Origin of the sequence: Xylanibacter ruminicola (genome assembly GCF_900142525.1) — a bacterium.
In the GTDB taxonomy this organism is placed as follows: Bacteria; Bacteroidota; Bacteroidia; order Bacteroidales; family Bacteroidaceae; genus Prevotella; species Prevotella ruminicola_A.
Window position 1 is genome coordinate 1 of sequence record NZ_FRBD01000029.1, and the last position, 19,942, is coordinate 19,942.

A 19,942-nucleotide genomic window follows, 5' to 3' on the forward strand; every position below is an offset into this window, starting at 1 on the left:
ATAGGGTGCAGGTGTAAAGACGGTGACGTCAAAGCCGAGCACTACTAATTGCCCGAGATCTTTCGCTTCATGCTGATATTATCAGATGTAGTTGTTTCTAATAGAAGTAATTACTTCAGTTCTTGTGTCGACACTGTCAATCCCATACTAGTGATGCTAGTGATGCTAGTGATGCTAGATAAGATTTATCAGGTGGTTATTGCAGTGGGGTCCCACCTCTTCCCATTCCGAACAGAGAAGTTAAGCCCACCTGCGCCGATGGTACTGCAATGCAATGCGGGAGAGTAGGAAGCCGCCGTCTTTTTTAAAAGAGAAGCCTCGAGGATTCATTTCCTCGGGGCTTTTTCGTTTTCCCCTCCTCTTGGGAGGAGGGGAGTTTATTTCAAATCAAAATCTTTGCTTAATGGCAGATAATCTGATGAGCCACCTACTTTTACTTGGATAATGCCGGGCTCTAGCATCCAGGTTTGAGCGGGTGCGTCCCAATGGCATAGGTCGGTGCGGCGTACTGGGATGGTGACTTTTTGCTGCTGACCGGCCTTCAAGGCGATGCGGCGGAAGCCCTTGAGCTCCTTAACAGGGCGCGCGATATGCGATTCGGGGCGCGATACATATACCTGAGAAACCTCTTCTGCATCACGACTAGACTTGTTGGTCAATACAAAACTTACATCTAACCCATCGGCCGTAGCAGTAACCTGCAGGTTGCTGTAGTCGAACTGTGCATACGACAGACCGAAACCAAAGGGGTAAGCCACAGGGGCCGGCTTGTCGTCGTACCAGCGGTAGCCTACCATTTCTTCCTCGGTATAGTTGGCTATCAGCTGCTGGCGTCGCTCATTACTGCGGTTGCGGGTGATGTCGACAAAGATATCATTCTGGTTGTTGTTCTCAAGTTTCTGTGGATACGAGCCTGTGGCATAGGCAGGCACATCTTCCAGACGGCAGGGCCACGTCATAGGCAACTTGCCCGATGGTGAGATCTGGCCTGTTAGCACCTCGGCAATAGCCTTACCACCCATAGAGCCGTTGAACCATGATACTAACAGTGCACCTGAAGCGGGGCTGACAGTTGACACATCAACAGGACCGCCGGAAACAATCACGGTTACCATGCGCTTGTTGGCCTTGGCTAGTGCTGTGGCTAGTTCGTCCTGGCCTGAGGGCAGCGTGATGCTCTTGCGATCGGAACCCTCAGTCTCCACCTCGCGGTTGTCGCCGGCAAAGAATATCACCAGATCGACCTTCTTGGCAGCTTTCACAGCCTCGGCCATCAGTTTTTTGTCGGCCGGCTGCTGCGGACTCAGTCGCTTACTGCGGCTCTCGCGATCAAAGCTCTTATAGCCAGGCACATAGGTCAGCTTGATGTTAGCGGGCAGTGCTGCCTGCAGACCTTCGAGTGGTGTTATCTCGCAACGGGTTTTCACGCCTGCACCAACTCCACCGAGGGCCATCTTAGTGATGGCATTTTCGCCTACCACAGCAATACGCTTTACATGTTTAGCATCGATAGGTAGCAGCTGATCGTTCTTGAGCAATACGATCGACCTTCGTGCTATCTCGAGGGCTGTAGCCATCTCCTCGGCATTGCCCACGGGTTTCGTATTGGCAACGGCCTTATCTATCGGTTTGACGGTGAGGCGTACGCGCAGAATCTCGCGAACACGCTGGTTGATAACAGCTTCGCTCACTTTTCCGGCCTTGACCGAGTCGAGCAGGGCTTTACCCATATATCGGCTGCCTGGCATCTCTACGTTCATGCCAGTGGTAACAGCATCTACGGTAGAATGAACGCCGCCCCAGTCGCTGATAATCATACCGGGGAATCCCCACTGCTGGCGCAGAATGGTAGTCTGCAGTTGCATGTTCTCCGAGCACCAGCGCCCGTTCACCTTATTATATGCAGCCATCAGGCCCCATGCGTCGGCCTCGCGCACAGCCATCTCGAATGGGCGCAGGTAAATCTCATGCATGGCACGGTCGGATATGCGCACATCCACAAAGCCGCGATAGTCCTCCTGATTATTCAGGGCATAGTGCTTCAGGCATACGGCAGTGCCGTCGTCCTGTGCTCCACGGGTGTAGGCCACTGCCAGCATACCGCTCAGCAGCGGATCCTCGCTCAGATACTCGTAGGTTCGACCACCTGTGGGTATGCGCTGTATGTTGATGGCCGGTCCCAGAATCATATCCTTGCCACGCAAACGGGCCTCGCGGCTCATGCCCCTACCGTAGGCATAGGCCATGTCGGTGCTCCATGTGGCAGCCAGGGCAGAGCCGGTAGGAAAGAACGTGGCCGAATCGGTGGTGAGGTGGGCAGAGTTCCAGGAGTGGGGCTCCATCTCCTCGCGAATGCCAAACGGGCCATCGGCATATTCCATATCGGCAATACCCAGTCGGGGGATACCTGCCGACGAGAACATGTTCTTGCCATGCAGCATGTTGATTTTCTCCTCAAGAGTCATGCCCTTGATGATGTCGTTGATCTGTGACTCGTGATCCAGAAGACGTGTTGGATAAGATTGTGCCTTAGATGTGGCAGCAGTCATTGATAATATCGCGAAGGCGATGGTTGTAATACTAGTTTTAAACATAAAGCATTGTTAATTTTGGTGCAAATATAACGATAATTTCGTAATAATCACTATCTTTGCAGAAAAATTAATCAATTAAATCATATGAGAACTGTTAGATGGATATTAGCCGGTGTTTTTTCGGCTATTTGCTACACTCAGGTAGTAGCTCAGATAGTACCTAAACTGCTGAGCGACAACAAGGTAGAGTTTACTGTAAAAGCCCCCGAGGCACAGAAGGTGCAGGTAGACCTGTGCGGCACCAAGTACGACATGATCAAGGGCGCTGACGGCATCTGGAAGGTGACGTCGAACTCGCAGGTGCCCGGATTCCACTATTATTCGCTGATTATCGACGGTGTGTCGGTAGCCGACCCAGCCAGTCCGTCGTTCTATGGTTGCGGCCGATGGTCGAGTGCCATCGATGTGCCTGAGGCTGGCATGGACGACTTCGAGGTGCAGGCAGTGCCTCACGGTCAGGTGCGCATCATGCATTATTATTCGGAGGTGGATAAGGCCTGGCGCCCGCTGATGGTTTACACCCCTGCAGGTTACGACGAGGGTAAGCAGAAGTATCCCGTGGTATATATACAGCATGGTGGTGGCGAGGATCATCATGGCTGGATGGAACAGGGCCGCACGGCACAGATCATGGACAATCTGATAGCTGCAGGCAAGGCTGTGCCAATGATTGTGGTAAGTGCTAATAGTAATGTACGCGCGCGTAACGGCGGCTTTGGTGGCGGCTACAGCTGGCAGGGCATGCAGAACTTCCGCAGCGAGCTGATAGATAATGTGATACCATTTGTAGAAAAGAACTTCCGTGTGAAGAAGGATCGCAAGAGTCGCGCCATGTGCGGACTGTCGATGGGCGGCGGACAGTCGTTCTACATCGGTCTGCGTTCGCCCGAGGTGTTTGCCAACGTAGGCGTCTTCTCAACAGGTATGTTTGGTGGTATTGCAGGTGCAGCGAATATCGATCTGGAGAAAGAGGTGCCTGGCATGCTTAGTGATACTAAGACGTTTAATCGGCAGCTTGATGTGTTATTTGTGAGCTGTGGTGAGCAGGATCCGCGCATCAGCTACACACGCGACATTGTGAAGAAGATGCGTGATGGTGGGGTTGAGGTGAAGTTTAATTCATACCCTGGCGATCACGAGTGGCAAGTATGGCGCAAATCCCTGCACGAATTCGCACAGTATCTCTTCAAGAAGTAGGATTTACTAACAAGATTAGAACTGTAACACTGCAAAAAAAATGCAAACAGTAAAGCAGAATCCCCTGCAGTTTTTTTGATACCAACAGGGGATTCTTTTTTTTTACAGCTTGGGCTGGAGGTCGGCGTATTCGCGGGCGGCATCGAAGCAAGGGCAGGCCTTCTGGGGATTTAAATCGCGATGCCCAACTATCACTGCGCGGGGGTAGCGCTGGTGTAGGTGTTCTAGCAGTCTGCGCATGGTGGCCTTCTGCTCAGCCGTACGCGTGTCGGCGGGTTGTCCACGGACGTTCAGTCCGCCCTCGTAGCACACCCCAATGGAGTACTTGTTGTGGTTCTGGCAGTGGGCGCCAATCAACCATTCGGGGCGGCCTGGCTCAATATCTCCGTTACGACGGATCACGTAGTGGTAACCGATGCCGAGGTGAAAGCCTCGCTCGCGGTGCCACGAGTCAATCTGAGCGGCCGAGCTCTGCTGATCGGGCTTTACTGCTGAACAGTGAACAACAATCAGAGTAATGGTCCGCATGACTGTACAGCTAATGTTGTAATGATGGTAGTGATAACCGTTGCAGTAAGTTTAAGGACCTTAGCAACCTGAGTCCATCTAATCTTAATCATTCGCTCCAAAATTTAAGTTAATTAATCGCCGGGGTTAGGGGGGTAGCCGCCTGTTGGGCCGTCGTCTTCGTCATCGTTGTCGGCACCTGAGTTGGCAGTATGGCTGCCAGCCAGGTCCTTCACATTCATGAACGAAGCCTTCTGCTTGAGCATCTTCGATGACAGATTGTTGACATCGGTACGACTAGGTGCAAAGCACAGGTAAAGGCCCTTGATGCACAGTCCGAGGTTGAAATCCTCTTCTTTGTCAACACCACTGCTGGAGAGTGAGAGATAGAAGGTGCCCAGATCGCCAAACTGTACCTTTTTGCCTTCAAGCAACTGCTCAAGAATACAGCTCTGCAGCTTGTTGGCCACGCCCAGACATACATCCTCTCCGTATACAGAGTTGTGTTCGCTCATGTGCTTACACAGCTCCTGGTAGCTCATGGTCTTGGTTGAAGCCACACGACCGTACCACTTCCCGAACGATTTAGCCTCCTTGATTTTGTTCTGATAGACTTTAATTAATACTGGCATAATGTAAATTTTTAATTGTGAATAATGAGTGATTTGTTGCATCCGGAATGCATTTGCAAAGATACTACATTTTGAATGCATACTGACCATCTTTGACGAACTTTGGCAATCTTTGACGAATAATTATCTGAATTTCTCGTGTTTCTTTATTTCCGGCTCAGCATCAGGTAGCTGTATGTTATATTCTTTGCAGATGTAATTTAGCACCTTGCCCCTTACAATTTGTGCTCTCACCGGACTGCCCATGGCAGTTAGCTCTTTGCGACGGGTGCAAAGAAATCTGAAGAACGATGAATACGATACACCAGCCATCTGGGCCAGTTCTGATTTGTGAAATGCTCTGTTGTCCATATTTGATAAGTTTAAAGGTTTAATACTATTGCTTTAGAGCCTCCATTCATATAGTTTAGAGGCTTTATTCTCTTGCAATATTGTGTTTGACGTATTGACACAATTTTTTAAGGATTTTACGTGCGTACCGTATACACGTGCGCGGTACGCATGAGAAAGTTTCAGAATATTGTGTCATTTGTGTCAAATATCTCTTTTCCGGTTATAGCCGTAGTCTCTTCTTCGGGCTTGGCATCATAGGCCAGCACACTCCTGTTGTGCTTAATTTCCTCGGCAGAGTATTCTACTACAATGTAGCCGCGCTGTCCATGCGAGCGCACGCTTTCAAAGCCTAAGGCCGTCATGGCACGTCCCAGCTTGTTCTTGGTCAGTTGGTTGGTAAGCAGTCCGCCTATGGTCTGCATAATCTCGGTAGATCTTACAAATATGCCAGGCTCGCCATCGTGTGGCAGACGATAGTATTTGCTGATTAGTTCGCGCTCTTGCTTGGCCACTTCGAAGCGTTCGTTATGGCGCGCTACCAACTTCATTTCCTCATCGTTGAACCAATACTGGAATCCGCTCAGGTATAGCTTATATGCCTGTGCAAATATTTCATCATGGTGTATGCGGTATTCGTGTGGTGAACGTATGCTCATCACCTCGAATGGCAACCATCGGCGTGTGCCGGTGTCGTCGTCGATAAACTGCAGGTTATTGCCCGTGCCGCAGTAGGTGGCTATATGCTTGCGACGTTCAGAGTTGTGGGCATAGGGCTTACGCTCGTCGGTAACCACGGTAGTTACGGCCCACTTCAGTCGGTTCATCTCAGCAGGCTTCATTGTGTCGAGCTCTTCGCAGCATATCAGTCCGTATTTCGACAGTTTCAGCACCTCGTCCTTTGTCATGTTGCCAAAGCTGGTATTCGAGTGGAAATACTGTTTCAGTTCGGGTGGAAGCAGGTTGGCAAACCAGGTAGTTTTGTAGATGCCTGACCTGCCTACGCACTGCCTACAAATTATTATAAATTAAAGTTTTTTTAGCTCATCGACAAAGTCGGAATACTGTTGCTGATAGAGGGCCCGATAGTAGTTGCTCCGCATGTTGCTTCGATTCCAAAAACTTTCAAAGATTTTCCACTTATTTCGAATCTTTAGCTTTGCCGCCATCTCGTAAGCGAATACGGCTGCTTGGGTCCTGGTTAAGAGTGGCTGGTAATTCTCGTCTATATACCCTGCATCTTGTGCTTTCTTCCATATTTCCTTTGCCCTTGCTGTACGTAATGATGCGGGCAGAATTACCACAGCGCTGCTTTGCTTGTTATCGTCTGCTTGATGCAGCTTTTCGTGCAAACGCTTCAACAATGAAATTAGTTCTTCGTTATTATTCATATTGTATGTATTTGAATAATTACTTGCGGGTGCAAAAGTACGGGGAATAATTCTGGCAGCCAAATTTTCTTGTCCATTTGATTTCCGCTCAATGTCCATTATTTGTCCAAGCGTTTTTATCTCCTACGTTCAATCGTTTTTCTTACCGCTCCACTATTGTTGGCAAGATTGGTTATTTTTGAAATGTATTCGTAATACCATTTGATACAAGTATATTTGCCAAAGCACTCTTCCCAGATGCGTATTAATATGTGGTATATGTCGGCTTTCTCGTGTTTCCCGATATTGAATGTCAGGCAGTTGCCTGTTGATGTATCTTTAAGATAATAGTCCAGCTCGATGCATAAAGGCAGTAGTTGCTGAAGATAATCAGGACGAACCTCCTGACAGAACACTCGGAATGAAGGCGATTTCTTGATGCAATCATCTAGTGTCCACTCAAATTCATTTTGTGGATTCTCTTTAATGGTAAGCTTATCTCTGTTTCTATAGGACTTCAGTGCGCTTACTAGATCCTGAAGTCCGTGAACTTCTTCAGGATCTATGTCTAGCATGTGTTGATGTCTTGTTAGTCCTGTTCCTCATTGGATTTGCAAAATAACGAATGAAATCGCAATTATCCAAAAATCAAAATGATTTTTCTACATGATAGCATAAAAAATGAGGACTAGCATCACTGCCAGTCCTCCTAATAATTACTTTCTAAATCCTATAATCATGAAACTTTTTTATTTGTCCCCATGCCATCACGGCATTAATCGACTAACCGAATAGTAATCTTTGTGTTGTGTAAGAACACGGCTGCAAAAGTACGCATTTTCTTCCACATAACCAAATAATCCTTGTTTTATTTGGATGTATCGATTATAATATATATCTTTGCACACAAATATAAGCATTAAATGCCTAGATATTTCTACTATTCCGATATACAAACGTTTTTGGGCGAGAGCGATGACCAGATATTTGGAAAGCTCGCTGGATGCGACGAGTACGATTCTGTTCGTACGCAAAAGAACGCTTGGGCAGAAGAAATAGTAGTGATGAAAAAAGTTCTTGATGCTTACAAATCAGAGCCATGTTGGATCGCATTCGAATATACTATTCCGCGTATAGGTAAACGTATTGATGTGGTTTTGCTTTTGCGTGAACGTGTTTTTGTAATTGAATTTAAAGCTGGCGAAGATGAAATAAAGCATGCAGATATGGACCAAGTGCTTGATTATGCACTTGATCTAAAGAACTTCCATCAAGGCAGTGCTGACCGTATGATTGTGCCTATTTTGGTGCCAACAGAGAATGACCAGACGTCAACAGTTTGCCGTCTTTCGCATTACGATGATGGTATTTTCGAACCAATGGTGGCCAATAAAGATTCGTTAGGCGATGTCATTACTAAGGTGCTCCAACAACAGCTGCCCACCATCAATTACCATGTAGCATTACAAGATTGGATTCGTAGCCGCTATGCACCAACGCCAACTATTGTAGAGGCAGCAAGCGCACTATATACTCAACACAGTGTGGTCGACATAACGCGCCACGAAGCTGAAGGCGAACAACTGCAACGAACTACAGATTACGTAATGCAAGTAATCCGTGAGACTAAGGCTCGTAAGGGCAAGAGTATTTGTTTTGTAACAGGTGTGCCTGGAGCTGGCAAGACGCTTGTTGGACTAAATGTGGCTATTCAGCAGTCGGAGCAACTAACCGATGGAAAGCGTGATTTGGCTGTATACCTTTCGGGAAATGGCCCGCTTGTAGCTGTGCTTACCGAGGCGTTGGCACGTGATAAGAAACGCCAAGAGGAAGAGAAGGGTAATACCTATTATATTACTGCTGCACGCCGGGAGGTGTCGCAGTTTATACAAATTATCCATCGCTATCGCGACCAGATGCTTGGCAAACTTCGCACGCCTGTACGCGATGGAAAGATTGAGATAGACCCAGCCAAAGAACTACGTGATAAAAATGCAGGCTATGCCGAAGTAGAGAATATTGCTATATTCGACGAGGCTCAGCGTTCGTGGGATAAAGAGTACCTCGCAGGATGGTTAAAGCGTAAGAAAGGCTTTAATGACTTCCCAATGTCTGAGGGCGAATTTCTAATCTGGTCGCTCGATCAGCGAGATGACTGGGCTGTAATTGTATGTTTGGTTGGTGGCGGACAAGAAATTAATACAGGTGAAGCCGGAATAGGCGAGTGGGTTAGGGCTATGAACGAAACCTTTCCTGATTGGAAGGTGTATATTTCTAACCAACTTACCGACAAGGAATATGCGGAGGGTCAAGTGGCAGAGATGCTTGCTGAACATAAAAACGTTGTATTCTCGCCTGATTTGCACTTGGCTGTTTCAATGCGAAGTTTTAGGGCAGAGAACCTATCGCGAATGGTGCATTACCTGCTTGAAGGCAATGCTGCTATAGTGCGTCAGATTTATCAGCAAATAAGCGAGCGTTATCCTATTGTTATTACCCGAAACCTTGATGTAGCAAAAGCTTGGCTTAAGCAAAAGTCTCGCGGTTCACTTGAGCGTTATGGCCTGCTTGTATCCTCAAAAGGCTATCGCCTAAAGCCGTTGGCCATCGATGTGCGCTGCAAGCCCGATACGGTGCATTGGTTCCTTGACGATGCTAATGATGTACGCTCATCATTGTTCTTAGAGGATGCTGCAAGCGAGTTTGATGTTCAAGGATTAGAGTTGGATTGGACCTGTTTGGTTTGGGATGGAGATTTTCGTTATACTGATGGTGGTTGGGATTATTACGAGTTTAATGGGGGGAATCGATGGAATCGTATTAAGAAGTCCGAACGTCAGGCTTATCAACTCAATGCCTATCGCGTGTTGCTTACCCGTGCCCGTCAGGGAATGGTTATCTGTGTGCCCGAAGGCAATAGTGACGATGCAACCCGTCTGCCAGAGTACTACAATGGCACATACCATTATTTAAAATCGCTTGGCTTCATTGAGATATGAAACAAATTGAAGTAGTTGCAGCAATCATATACGATGCTGAGGGGCGTATATTCGCGACTCAACGAGGATACGGAGATATGAAGGATGGATGGGAATTTCCTGGGGGAAAAATGGAACCCGGGGAAAGTCCTGAGGATGCGTTGAAACGGGAAATCTTGGAGGAATTAGAAACTCGTATTCAAGTAGAGCGACTTGTTACTACGATAGAGTATGACTATCCGAAGTTCCATCTTAAAATGCATTGTTTTTTTTGTAGTATAGAGAGTGGTCAATTAACATTAAAAGAACATGAGGCAGCCCGTTGGTTGAGGTTATCTGATATATACTCTGTAGATTGGCTCCCTGCCGATAAAATTGTAGTGGATTGTTTGGTAAAATCCATAGAATAGTTTAGAAACATCTTTGCCCATGGCGGCGGAAGATTAAAAAAACAGGCCCGTTTCACAACGAGCCTGTCAACAGAATATTCTAAATTATTATCGTTGGGCGTATAAAAAACACCGCAAGCGGGTGCAAAGGTAATGATTTTATTTGAAATCTGAAAGTTTTTTAGGAAAAAAATGTTGGTTTAGATTACAACGGCGGTGCCACTGGCGGCTACCATGAGCATCGAGCTGTTGGCTCCTATGGTCTCGTAATCAAGGTCGATACCTACTATGGCATTGGCACCAAGTGCCTGTGCGCGTTGCATCATCTCATGAAGTGATGTATCCTTGGCTTCAATCAGCACTTTCTCATAACCGCCGGCACGTCCACCTACGATGTCGCGTATTCCTGCAAAGAAATCCTTGAAAGCATTAGCACCGATAATAGTCTCACCAGTCACCACACCCTTATACTCACGGATTGTGTGACCCTCAATTGTTGGAGTTGTTGATAGAATCATAATCTTGCTTTTTTAAAAGTTCTACAACTATTAGACGTATCACCCGCCCCAAAAGTTGCAACGAATATAAAAAAAAGAATGGCGGGCGAGTTCTTGTAGCCATTTTTTTTCGAATATCAAGCGGTTTTATTCGTTTATTTGTTTATCTTTGCAGCAGAGTAACAAAAAACAAATGCTTATGACGGTACAATTTGAAAAACATGAAGGCTATGCCAAGGTAACACTATGTGGCCGACTTGACACATCGTGCTCCATGCAGACGAAGGCTGACATCGACCAGTTTTTGGCTACGTCGGGCCCTATCCATAGTCTTACAGTAGATGCCGAACAACTGGAATACTTATCGAGTTCAGGTCTGCGCATTCTGCTTTCATTGGCCAAACAATTCAAGGATTTCAAGGTGATAGGTGTAAACACCGATATCTACGATGTACTTAGCATGACGGGGTTTGTTAAGATTATGACCGTAGAACGCGCACTCCGTCGGATGAGTATTGATGGTTGTCAGGTCATAGGTATCGGTGGCGTAGGAACCGTGTATCGTGTGGATGACGACACCATCATCAAAGTCTTTCGTGAAGGTACCACTATGGACGAGGTGCGTAAGGAGATAACCATGTCGAAGGAGGCCTTCGTGCTTGGCATGCCCACAGCCATATCGTTTGATGTGGTAAAGGTGGGCTCGCAGTATGGACTGGTTTACGAGTTACTTAATGCCGAAACATTGAGTGCGCTCATCAAGCGCCAACCCGAGCGAATCGACGAGTTTGCACGTCAGTATGCTACCTTATTCCACCAGCTGCACGACATCGAGGTACCAGCTGGCAGCTGTGTGCCCAATGCCATTGAGCACGAGCGCGAGCAGCTGCAGCATGTACGCCGTTATTTTCCACAAGAGGGCATCGACCTCCTACTCCAGCTTCTCGATGCCATCCCTGAGGGTAACCGTCTGCTACATCTTGACTTGCAGATAAAGAACGCTATGATGCAGGACAACGAGCTCATGCTGATAGATATGGGCGAGGTGGGCTATGGCCATCCTGTACTCGATCTGGCTCACGCCTACTCTGCGATGGTTCTGTTTGTGGGCGACTACGATGCCGTTATCGGAATACCTCGCGAATTAGGTAATGATTTATGGAATCGAACCATCAACTATTATTTCGAAGGACTGCCTGCCGATATCATTGAGCAGCGAAAGGAACAGATTGCAGCTGTGGCCATTATCCGAAGCAACAGCTGGCTGGCACTTAGCGACTCATTCCCAGAGGCAGTAATTCAGCAATGTCAGGATCGCTTCAATGCGTGTGTCACAGCCCGCCGCGACTATCTTCTTGGCGTATGTAGCACACTGAAGGACTGGGCACTATAGTCCTAGTTTGCCTCACAACCATCTCCATGGTCGAAGTAGTTCTTTGCTGCCTGATACGAGCCAGTAGTGAGTTCCTTAAGATACTTATCAACCTTGTATGTAAGTACGGTAGAGAGCTTTACCTGTCCGTCGGGGCCGACAACCACCATCGATGGAATCCAATTCACACCGTACGCCTTGGCAATATCAGTCTCCTTAAACTTCTTCAGCTCGCTAACCTGTGGATAGGTAATGCCATACTTCTCGATAGCCTTCTTCCACGCTTCTACATCGGTATCCATCGACACACCGATAAACTCGATGCCATACTGATGGTACTTATTATACAGGCGAACCACCTCGGGGGCATCCTTGCGGCAATCGGGGCACCACGATGCCCAGAAATCGAGCACTACGGTCTTACCTTTTGCTATCTTCGACAGCTGGATGGTCTTACCCTGAGGCGTCTTCATCTTGAAATCGGGTGCGGTTGTACCAACCTTTACCAGACTTGTTGCATACTTATCGTCCATGTCCTGCTGAGGACTCTGGGCTTTTGCTGCCACAGCTCCCATCACGAGCAGGGCCAGCAGTAGTTTTGTAATCTTCTTCATATACATTATTATATTATGATATTTACATTTACGGCTGCAAAGATAATCATATATTCGGAATAAAACAAAAAAGGATAGACGAAAAGTCTATCCTTTTAATGTGTCCTTCTTGGTTTTTGAGCCTCTTGTCGGATTCGAACCAACGACCCCGAGATTACAAATCACGTGCTCTGGCCAACTGAGCTAAAGAGGCGGGTGGGTAAGCGATCTGCATCGCGCCGCTACGACCTAATACCCTTGCTGCGTTCCCACCCTGGGGGATTCAAAGGGAGCTGGCCGTACAGGACTTACCCATGTTGAAAAAGATCAATTTGCTTGAAAGCGGGTGCAAAGGTACAATAAAAAAGTGAAAAGTGAAAAGTGAAAAGTGAAAAGTTTTGGGATTTTAACTATTTTTTTAGATAAAGGCCTCGTTATATGTAGGAAAATGATTAATTTTGCACCCGAAAGAGTAAAATGTTAAAATGACTGCACCAGAGTATATACAACTTAAGGCTTATGCACGTCAGGATGGATTCTTCCTGGCCTTGTTGTGGATAGCTTGTTTTGCGGGCTATATTATGGGACTGACCAGCCAGTTTATGGCTGTGGCTTCATTGCTGATGGTAATAACAACGCCGTTTTTTGTAGCAAGCAGACTCAAGAAATTCCGCGATGAGGGTAGGGAGGGCATTATCTCATTCGCACGTAGCTATGCCTATACTATCTTCGTGTTCTTCTATGGCGCCGTGCTGCTGGCAGTGGCTCAGTATCTGTATTTTGCATATATGGATAACGGCTATCTGGTAAGTATGTTCTCGAAGATGCTGACTAGCGACGAGGGTAAGATGCTGATGGAGCAGCTGGGCATGGCTCAGGGGGCTGACGAGTATCTGGCCGAGATGGCTGCCACACGCCCTATCGACTATGCGCTGAACATACTAACCGTGAATATCTCGCTGGGATTCATACTCGGTGTGCCCATCGGGCTGATTATGCAGCGCAGAAGCGCAGAGCAAAAATGAGATAATGAGATAATGAGAAATTGAAATAATTATGGATATATCAGTAGTTATACCTCTTTATAATGAGGATGAATCGATTCCTGAACTTTATGCATGGATAGAGCGCGTGATGAAACAGAACAACTTCAGCTATGAGGTGATATTTATCAACGACGGCTCTACCGACCGCTCTTGGGAGATTATACAGGAGCTGAACAAGAAGCAGCCTGAGGTGGTGAAGGGCATCAAGTTCCGTCGTAACTACGGAAAGAGTCCAGCGCTGTACTGCGGATTTGAGCAGGCGCAGGGCGACGTGGTGATCACGATGGATGCCGACCTGCAGGACTCGCCCGACGAGATTCCTGAGCTGTATCGCATGATTAAGGAAGATGGCTACGACCTGGTGAGTGGTTATAAGCAGAAGCGATATGACCCCATCTCGAAGACCATACCCACCAAGTTGTTTAATGCTACAGCGCGCAAGATAAGCGGTATCAAGAATCTGCACGACTTTAACTGCGGACTGAAGGCTTATCGCAAGGCTGTGGTGAAGAACATCGAGGTATACGGCGAGATGCACCGTTATATCCCATATCTGGCTAAGAACGCCGGTTTCAACAAGATTGGTGAAAAGGTTGTTCAGCACCAGGCGCGTAAGTACGGATCGTCGAAGTTTATGGGACTGAACCGCTTTGTGAACGGCTATCTGGATCTGCTCACGCTGTGGTTCCTTTCTACATTCGGCAAGAAGCCTATGCACGTGTTCGGATTCCTGGGCACCGTGATGTTCTTTATCGGTTTCATTGCTGCCTTCTGGATTGGTGCCGACAAGTTGTGGTGCCTGGCTAATCATATTCCGCAGCGACTGGTAACCAATTCGCCTTTCTTTTACATCGCACTGACGATGATGATCCTGGGTACACAGCTGTTCCTGACAGGATTCCTAGGCGACCTGATTAGTCGTTCGTCGAACGGACGTAATGACTACCAAATAGAAGAGACTATATGATGAAGCGCTTGACATACTTGTTGCTGGGAGTGGTGATGGCGGCATGCTCGTCGATCGACTGTCCGGTGCAGAGTACGGTGGCTACGCTATATCAGGTGTGCGACAGCACTGGGACACAGATGGCGCTGAGCGACACAATGACCGTGGTGTCGGCACGACAGGATGGCACAGAGGCTACGCTGATAGACGGACAGGATGCCACGCTCTATAACAAGGGCTTCGGACTGAAAGAGTTTACACTGCCCATCAGCTACAAGCATCCTGAGGATGTGTTGGTGTTCCACTTTGACAATAGCAACAACAAGGATCTGCATGTAACCGACACGGTGTGGATTAAGAAAGAAGACTATCCGCACTTTGAATCGGTTGACTGCAGTGCTGCGTTCTTCCACACCATTACTGATGTGAAGTTTACGCGACACTATATCGACTCAATAGTTATTAAAAATCCATCGGTGACCTATGACTCTCAGACAGTTCATTTCTACCTCTATCCTAAGAGCAGCAATTAGCATTGTGGTGCTTTCGGCATCGGTGCCTGCATCGGCTCAGAAGTTCTTCTCGTTTCAGAAAGACTCTGTGCCTGTGTTCCGTGGTTTTGCTGCATCGTTCGACCTGGTGGGAGCAGGCTTGATGGCATTGAGCGATAACGGGCAGTATGAGGGTGCGCTGCGCATCAACCTGCACGACGAGTGGTTCCCCATAGTTGAGGCTGGATTGGGTAAGGCCAACCACGACGATGAGGTGACCAAGATTCATTATAAGACTTCGGCTCCCTACTTCAGAATAGGTATCGACAAGAACCTGCTGAAGGATAAACATGGGCCTTACCGACTGTATGGCGGATTGCGCTATGCGTTTACATCGTATAAGGTAGACATAGCGCGCCAGGGACTGCAAGACCCTGTGTGGCAGTGGGATGCAGACTTCGGTATTAAGGATGCCAAGTGCAGCTACCACTGGCTGGAGGCAGTGGTGGGTGTGGATGCCCAGATAGTCGGACCTGTACACCTGGGATGGAGCGTGAGATACAAGCGCCGCATAGCCCACAGCGAGGAAGGCGAGTTTGGTAACACCTGGTATGTGCCAGGCTTTGGCAAATTCGGCGATACGCGATTAGGCGGAACATTCAACGTGATCATAGATATCTAAACTGTTATGCAGCAAACAAGAAATAAGAAGTTGATGTGGCAGCTGCCATTCTTGGTGCTGCTGATAGTGGGAACAGTGCTCATTATACGTCATGAGCGCAACGTGCCCTACCAGAAGAGTGCCGACAAGGTGTTTGGAACCTTCTACCACGCCACGTACCAATGCGACTCGGACCTGACATATAGCATCAACGCCGAGTTGGCTAAGGTTGATGCTTCGCTGTCGCCATTCAATAAGAACTCGATTATCACGGCCGTTAACCAGAATCAGGATGTAGAGGTGAACGACATGTTCCAGGATGTGTTCTATCTGGCCCAGCAGATATCGAAAGAGACTGATGGTGCCTTCGACATTACCGTGGCCCCGCTGGTGAATGCCTGGGGATTCGGATTCAAGAACGGCATTGGGCCCACCAGCGAACAGGTGGACAGCCTGATGCAGATGATAGGCTATCAGAAGGTGTCGCTATCGGGCGGCAAGATTACCAAGACCGACGACAGGGTGATGCTGGACTGCTCGGCTATAGCCAAAGGCTATGGCACCGATGTGGTGGCACGACTGCTGCGCAGCAAGGGCATCAAGAACTTTATGATAGAGATAGGCGGCGAGATAGTGACCAGTGGCGTGAATGCTGAGAACCAGCCTTGGCGTGTGGGCATATCGAAGCCCGTGGAAGACCCTACGGGTAATGGCAGCGAGGTGCAGAACATTGTAAAGATTACCGACAAGGCAATGGCTACCAGTGGTAACTATCGCAACTTCTACTATAAAGACGGAAAGAGATATGCACATACCATCGACCCCAAGACGGGCTATCCTGTGCAGCACAGCATCCTATCGGCAACGGTGTTTGCCAAGAGTTGTGCGGTGGCCGATGCATACGCTACATCGTTTATGGTGATGGGACTGGAGAGGGCAAAGCAACTGCTGGAGCAGCACCCGGAGCTGATGGCGTATCTGATATATAGCGATGAGGAGGGTAAGAATGCCGTGTGGTATTCGGCATCGCTAGAAAGCAAAATACAGAAGTAGATAAAGGTATGGCCGTACTGCAGTTGTTCGACAAGTTGCTACAATTCCCCTTGTTCCAGGGCATGAGTCGCGACGATCTGGAGATAGTGGCCGGACACACCCGATTCGGATTTATGAAACTGGGTGCAGGCAAGACTGTGGTGAAGGCGGGCGATACGTGCAACCAGTTGTACTTCCTGATAAACGGCATACTGAAGGTGCGCACATACGCTGATGACTACGGCTACTCGGTTGAGGAGCAGATGGCAGCGCCAAACATTGTGCAGCTGGAGTCGATATTCGGATACTACCAGCGCTACACCCGCGACTTTGTGGCACAGACGGATGTGAACTTCATTACCATCGACAAGGAAGAGGTGGTGAGGCTGACGGAAGACTTCCTGGTGTTCCGACTGAACATGATGAACCACTTTGCTACGCAGACTCAGAAGCAGATGAGGCAGGTGTGGAACCGACAGCCACAATCGCTCGAGGAGCGCGTGGTGCGGTTTCTGAGTCAGCATTCCTACTATCCTGCTGGGCATAAGGTGTTTAATATCCTGATGACACGACTGGCTGAAGAAGTGAACGACAGCAGGCTGAATGTGTCGCGTGTGTTGAACGATATGCAGTACAGGGGACTGATTACGCTGAGTAGAGGAAAAATAGAGATTAAGCAGCTAGAACGACTGCTTTACACCAAATAGAAACGGCTAATATGGCCGTTTTCAACTTTTTTAATGCATAGATTTGCTCAGTATCGGATTTTTGTAGTAACTTTGCGCCTTAAATAAAGTTAGTATGAATACAAACGAAAATATTGAGAGAACGAACCCGTTTTTCGAACCTTACAACACACCTCACGACACAGCTCCTTTTAATCGTATCCGACTGGAAGATTACGAAGAGGCTATGTTGGAGGGAATACGTCGTGATGATGAACAGATAGAGAAGATTATCAATAATCCTGCCAAGCCTACTTTCGACAACACCATTATCAGCGTTGACGACGAGAAGGATAAGGATGGATATTACGATTTGCTGGGACGCGTGTCGACAGTGTTCTTTAATCTGCTGTCGGCCGAGACCAACGACGATATGGATGCGCTGGCACAGAAGATGAGTCCGATACTGACCAAGCACTCAAACGATATACGACTGAATGAGAAACTGTTTGAACGCATCAAATATGTGCACCAGCATCATCGCAAGCTGACACCAGAAGAGAAGATGCTGCTGGATAACTGCTACGACGGATTTGTGCGTAGTGGTGCGCTGCTGGATACTGCAGGCAAAGAGCGCCTGCGCCAGTTGACTGAGGAGGCCTCGATGCTGGGACTGCAGTTCTCGCAGAACCTGCTGAAGGAGAACAAGGCATTTACACTGCATATTACTGACGAGAAGCAACTTGACGGTCTGCCCGATACAGCCCGCGAGGCAGCTGCACTGGCAGCCAAGGAGGCTGAAAAAGAGGGATGGCTGTTTACACTCGACTTCCCATCGTACTCGCCATTCATGACTTATTCTACGCAGCGCGAGCTCCGCAAGCAGCTATATATGGCCAAGAATACAGAGTGTATCCACGATAACGAGGAGAACAATCTGGAGATATGCAAGCGCCTGATAAACCTGCGCCGCGAACTGGCTCAGCTGTTAGGACATAAGACCTATGCCGACTACGTGCTGAAGCACCGTATGGCAGGTAACGTGCGCAACGTGTATAAACTGCTGAACGATCTGATAAAGGCCTATAAGCCTACAGCCATGAAGGAGGTGGAAGCCATAGAGAAGATGGCGCGTAAGCTGGAGGGTAAGGACTTTAAGCTGGAGCCATGGGACTTGTCGTTCTACTCGCACAAGCTGAAGCTTGAGAAATATAATTTGGATGCCGAGATGTTGCGCCCATACTTCGAACTGTCGAAGGTCATCGATGGTGTGTTCGGACTGGCCAACCGTCTGTACGGCATCACATTCAAGGAGAACAAGGATATTCCAGTATATCATCCTGATGTAAAGGCATACGAGGTGTTTGATGAAGACGGCTCATTCTTGGCTGTGTTCTATGCCGACTTCCATCCCCGCAAGGGTAAGCAGGGTGGCGCCTGGATGACTGAATACCAGGGACAGTGGATCACCAAGGAGGGTGAGAATGTGCGTCCGCACGTCAGCGTGGTGATGAACCTGACTAAGCCTACTGAAGAAAAGCCTGCGCTGCTGACACTGGGCGAAGTGGAGACATTCCTGCACGAGTTCGGACACTCGCTTCATGGCATGTTTGCCAACACCCGCTTTGAGAGTCTGAGCGGTACTAACGTATGGTGGGACTTTGTGGAGCTGCCATCGCAGTTTATGGAGAACTTCGCCATCGAGAAGGAGTTCCTGCGCACCTTTGCATTCCATTATCAGACTGGCGAGCCATTGCCCGATGAACTGATAGACCGCATTGTTCGCAGTCGTAACTTCAATGTGGCATACGCCTGCATACGTCAGGTAAGCTTCGGACTGCTGGATATGGCCTACTACACCCAGAAGGATGAGTTTAAGGAAGATATCATCCCATTCGAGAAGAAGGCCTGGGAGAAAGCGATGATACTGCCACAGCTGCCCGACACCTGTATGACGGTGCAGTTCTCGCACATCATGGCTGGTGGTTATGCTGCTGGCTACTACAGCTACAAGTGGGCCGAGGTGCTCGATGCCGATGCCTTTAGCGTATTCAAGAAACATGGTATCTTCGATAAGAAGACTGCCAGCAGTTTCCGCGAAAACATCCTGTCGAAAGGTGGCACGGAGAATCCGATGACATTATACAAACGATTCAAGGGTGGCGAACTCACCATTGATGCATTACTTAAAAGAAATGGAATCAAACGACAAGCAAAGTAAGCTTGATGTGCGCTATCTGAAGATGGCACGTATCTGGGCTGAGAACTCCTACTGCAAGCGTCGTCAGGTGGGAGCACTGGTGGTCAAGGATAAAATGATTATCAGCGATGGTTATAATGGTACTCCAAGCGGATTTGAAAACGTTTGTGAGGACGATGATAACGTGACCAAGCCTTATGTGCTGCATGCTGAGGCTAATGCAATAACTAAACTGGCACGTAGTAACAACAACAGCGAAGGGGCCACTATTTATATCACCGCCTCGCCCTGTATCGAATGTGCCAAGCTGATTATACAGGCTGGTATCAAGCGTGTGGTTTATGGCGAGAAGTACCGACTGACTGATGGTATCGAACTGCTGGAGCGCGCTGGTATCGAGGTGATTTACATTGGGCTGGATGAAGGAGAGAAGGAGTAAGAT

At 48.1% G+C, this 19,942-nt stretch carries 22 protein-coding genes, 1 tRNA gene and 1 rRNA gene; 13 read left to right on the forward strand and 11 right to left on the reverse strand.

Annotated elements, in window-relative coordinates; translation table 11 throughout:
• Positions 1 to 188: 188 nt before the first annotated feature.
• Positions 189 to 301, forward strand: a 5S ribosomal RNA gene (gene rrf, locus BUB86_RS15385).
• 76 nt (positions 302 to 377) lie between these two features.
• Here rrf and BUB86_RS15390 read toward each other — a convergent pair.
• A complete protein-coding gene (locus BUB86_RS15390; protein WP_073211163.1) occupies positions 378 to 2,594 on the reverse strand; it encodes a glycoside hydrolase family 3 C-terminal domain-containing protein in 2,217 nt (738 codons plus the stop codon).
• 84 nt (positions 2,595 to 2,678) lie between these two features.
• Between BUB86_RS15390 and BUB86_RS15395 the strand changes: the two genes are divergently transcribed.
• Positions 2,679 to 3,791, forward strand: coding sequence for an alpha/beta hydrolase-fold protein (locus tag BUB86_RS15395; RefSeq protein ID WP_073211165.1), 1,113 nt, complete (start codon positions 2,679 to 2,681; stop codon positions 3,789 to 3,791).
• Between the two features lie 102 nt (positions 3,792 to 3,893).
• Here BUB86_RS15395 and BUB86_RS15400 read toward each other — a convergent pair whose 3' ends face one another.
• From BUB86_RS15400 to BUB86_RS15420, 7 genes are all read right to left on the reverse strand, one after another.
• Entirely contained in the window at positions 3,894 to 4,319 is a 426-nt protein-coding gene (locus BUB86_RS15400) for an N-acetylmuramoyl-L-alanine amidase (RefSeq protein WP_073211167.1), read from the reverse strand.
• Entirely contained in the window at positions 4,301 to 4,411 is a 111-nt protein-coding gene (locus BUB86_RS18075) for a DUF6486 family protein (RefSeq protein WP_254795192.1), read from the reverse strand. Before BUB86_RS18075 ends, BUB86_RS15400 begins: the two co-directional genes overlap by 19 nt.
• A gap of 21 nt (positions 4,412 to 4,432) precedes the next feature.
• Positions 4,433 to 4,930: a hypothetical protein gene (locus BUB86_RS15405; RefSeq protein ID WP_073211169.1), complete on the reverse strand. Its 498-nt coding sequence runs from the start codon at positions 4,928 to 4,930 to the stop codon at positions 4,433 to 4,435.
• A 123-nt stretch (positions 4,931 to 5,053) separates the two neighbouring features.
• Positions 5,054 to 5,281: a hypothetical protein gene (locus BUB86_RS17315; RefSeq protein WP_139261668.1), complete on the reverse strand. Its 228-nt coding sequence runs from the start codon at positions 5,279 to 5,281 to the stop codon at positions 5,054 to 5,056.
• 161 nt (positions 5,282 to 5,442) lie between these two features.
• Positions 5,443 to 6,285 (reverse strand): VapE domain-containing protein, encoded by an 843-nt coding sequence (locus tag BUB86_RS15410; protein WP_081373288.1) that lies wholly within the window; start codon positions 6,283 to 6,285, stop codon positions 5,443 to 5,445.
• A 3-nt stretch (positions 6,286 to 6,288) separates the two neighbouring features.
• A complete protein-coding gene (locus tag BUB86_RS15415) occupies positions 6,289 to 6,750 on the reverse strand; it encodes a hypothetical protein (protein WP_139261670.1) in 462 nt (153 codons plus the stop codon).
• Between the two features lie 17 nt (positions 6,751 to 6,767).
• Positions 6,768 to 7,205, reverse strand: a complete 438-nt coding sequence (locus BUB86_RS15420; protein ID WP_073211179.1) for a hypothetical protein — start codon at positions 7,203 to 7,205, stop codon at positions 6,768 to 6,770.
• A 348-nt stretch (positions 7,206 to 7,553) separates the two neighbouring features.
• Between BUB86_RS15420 and BUB86_RS15425 the strand changes: the two genes are divergently transcribed.
• A complete protein-coding gene (locus tag BUB86_RS15425) occupies positions 7,554 to 9,629 on the forward strand; it encodes a DNA/RNA helicase domain-containing protein (RefSeq protein WP_073211181.1) in 2,076 nt (691 codons plus the stop codon).
• Positions 9,626 to 10,018, forward strand: a complete 393-nt coding sequence (locus tag BUB86_RS15430) for a (deoxy)nucleoside triphosphate pyrophosphohydrolase (RefSeq protein WP_073211184.1) — start codon at positions 9,626 to 9,628, stop codon at positions 10,016 to 10,018. Before BUB86_RS15425 ends, BUB86_RS15430 begins: the two co-directional genes overlap by 4 nt.
• A 179-nt stretch (positions 10,019 to 10,197) precedes the next feature.
• On the opposite strand, the gene BUB86_RS15435 is transcribed toward BUB86_RS15430, so the two are convergent.
• A complete protein-coding gene (locus tag BUB86_RS15435; RefSeq protein ID WP_073211187.1) occupies positions 10,198 to 10,515 on the reverse strand; it encodes a heavy metal-binding domain-containing protein in 318 nt (105 codons plus the stop codon).
• Positions 10,516 to 10,693: 178 nt separating this feature from the next.
• On the opposite strand from BUB86_RS15435, the gene BUB86_RS15440 reads away from it, so the two are divergent.
• Positions 10,694 to 11,887 (forward strand): phosphotransferase, encoded by a 1,194-nt coding sequence (locus BUB86_RS15440; protein WP_175549526.1) that lies wholly within the window; start codon positions 10,694 to 10,696, stop codon positions 11,885 to 11,887.
• Positions 11,888 to 11,889: 2 nt separating this feature from the next.
• On the opposite strand, the gene BUB86_RS15445 is transcribed toward BUB86_RS15440, so the two are convergent.
• Positions 11,890 to 12,480, reverse strand: a complete 591-nt coding sequence (locus tag BUB86_RS15445; RefSeq protein WP_081373291.1) for a peroxiredoxin family protein — start codon at positions 12,478 to 12,480, stop codon at positions 11,890 to 11,892.
• 119 nt (positions 12,481 to 12,599) lie between these two features.
• Positions 12,600 to 12,673 (reverse strand) — tRNA-Thr (locus BUB86_RS15450).
• 271 nt (positions 12,674 to 12,944) lie between these two features.
• Here BUB86_RS15450 and BUB86_RS15455 point away from each other — a divergent pair.
• The 8 genes from BUB86_RS15455 to BUB86_RS15490 all read left to right on the forward strand — a co-directional run bounded on the left by BUB86_RS15455 (position 12,945) and on the right by BUB86_RS15490 (position 19,939).
• Entirely contained in the window at positions 12,945 to 13,484 is a 540-nt protein-coding gene (locus BUB86_RS15455; protein WP_073211196.1) for a DUF4199 domain-containing protein, read from the forward strand.
• 31 nt (positions 13,485 to 13,515) lie between these two features.
• Complete coding sequence (locus tag BUB86_RS15460) at positions 13,516 to 14,472, forward strand: glycosyltransferase family 2 protein (protein WP_073211199.1); 957 nt, start codon at positions 13,516 to 13,518, stop codon at positions 14,470 to 14,472.
• Positions 14,469 to 14,984: a DUF6452 family protein gene (locus tag BUB86_RS15465; protein ID WP_254795193.1), complete on the forward strand. Its 516-nt coding sequence runs from the start codon at positions 14,469 to 14,471 to the stop codon at positions 14,982 to 14,984. Before BUB86_RS15460 ends, BUB86_RS15465 begins: the two co-directional genes overlap by 4 nt.
• Positions 14,935 to 15,624 carry a DUF6048 family protein gene (locus BUB86_RS15470; RefSeq protein WP_073211202.1) on the forward strand — a complete coding sequence of 230 codons (690 nt, stop codon included), beginning with the start codon at positions 14,935 to 14,937 and terminating at the stop codon, positions 15,622 to 15,624. Before BUB86_RS15465 ends, BUB86_RS15470 begins: the two co-directional genes overlap by 50 nt.
• Positions 15,625 to 15,630: 6 nt before the next feature.
• Positions 15,631 to 16,656: an FAD:protein FMN transferase gene (locus BUB86_RS15475; protein ID WP_073211205.1), complete on the forward strand. Its 1,026-nt coding sequence runs from the start codon at positions 15,631 to 15,633 to the stop codon at positions 16,654 to 16,656.
• 8 nt (positions 16,657 to 16,664) lie between these two features.
• The gene (locus BUB86_RS15480) at positions 16,665 to 17,342 is read left to right on the forward strand and encodes a Crp/Fnr family transcriptional regulator (RefSeq protein ID WP_073211208.1); all 678 of its coding nucleotides are present in this window, start codon (positions 16,665 to 16,667) and stop codon (positions 17,340 to 17,342) included.
• 94 nt (positions 17,343 to 17,436) lie between these two features.
• Positions 17,437 to 19,521: a M3 family metallopeptidase gene (locus BUB86_RS15485; protein WP_073211211.1), complete on the forward strand. Its 2,085-nt coding sequence runs from the start codon at positions 17,437 to 17,439 to the stop codon at positions 19,519 to 19,521.
• Positions 19,496 to 19,939 (forward strand): deoxycytidylate deaminase, encoded by a 444-nt coding sequence (locus BUB86_RS15490; protein ID WP_073211213.1) that lies wholly within the window; start codon positions 19,496 to 19,498, stop codon positions 19,937 to 19,939. The genes BUB86_RS15485 and BUB86_RS15490 overlap by 26 nt, the downstream gene beginning before the upstream one ends.
• Positions 19,940 to 19,942 lie beyond the last annotated feature (3 nt).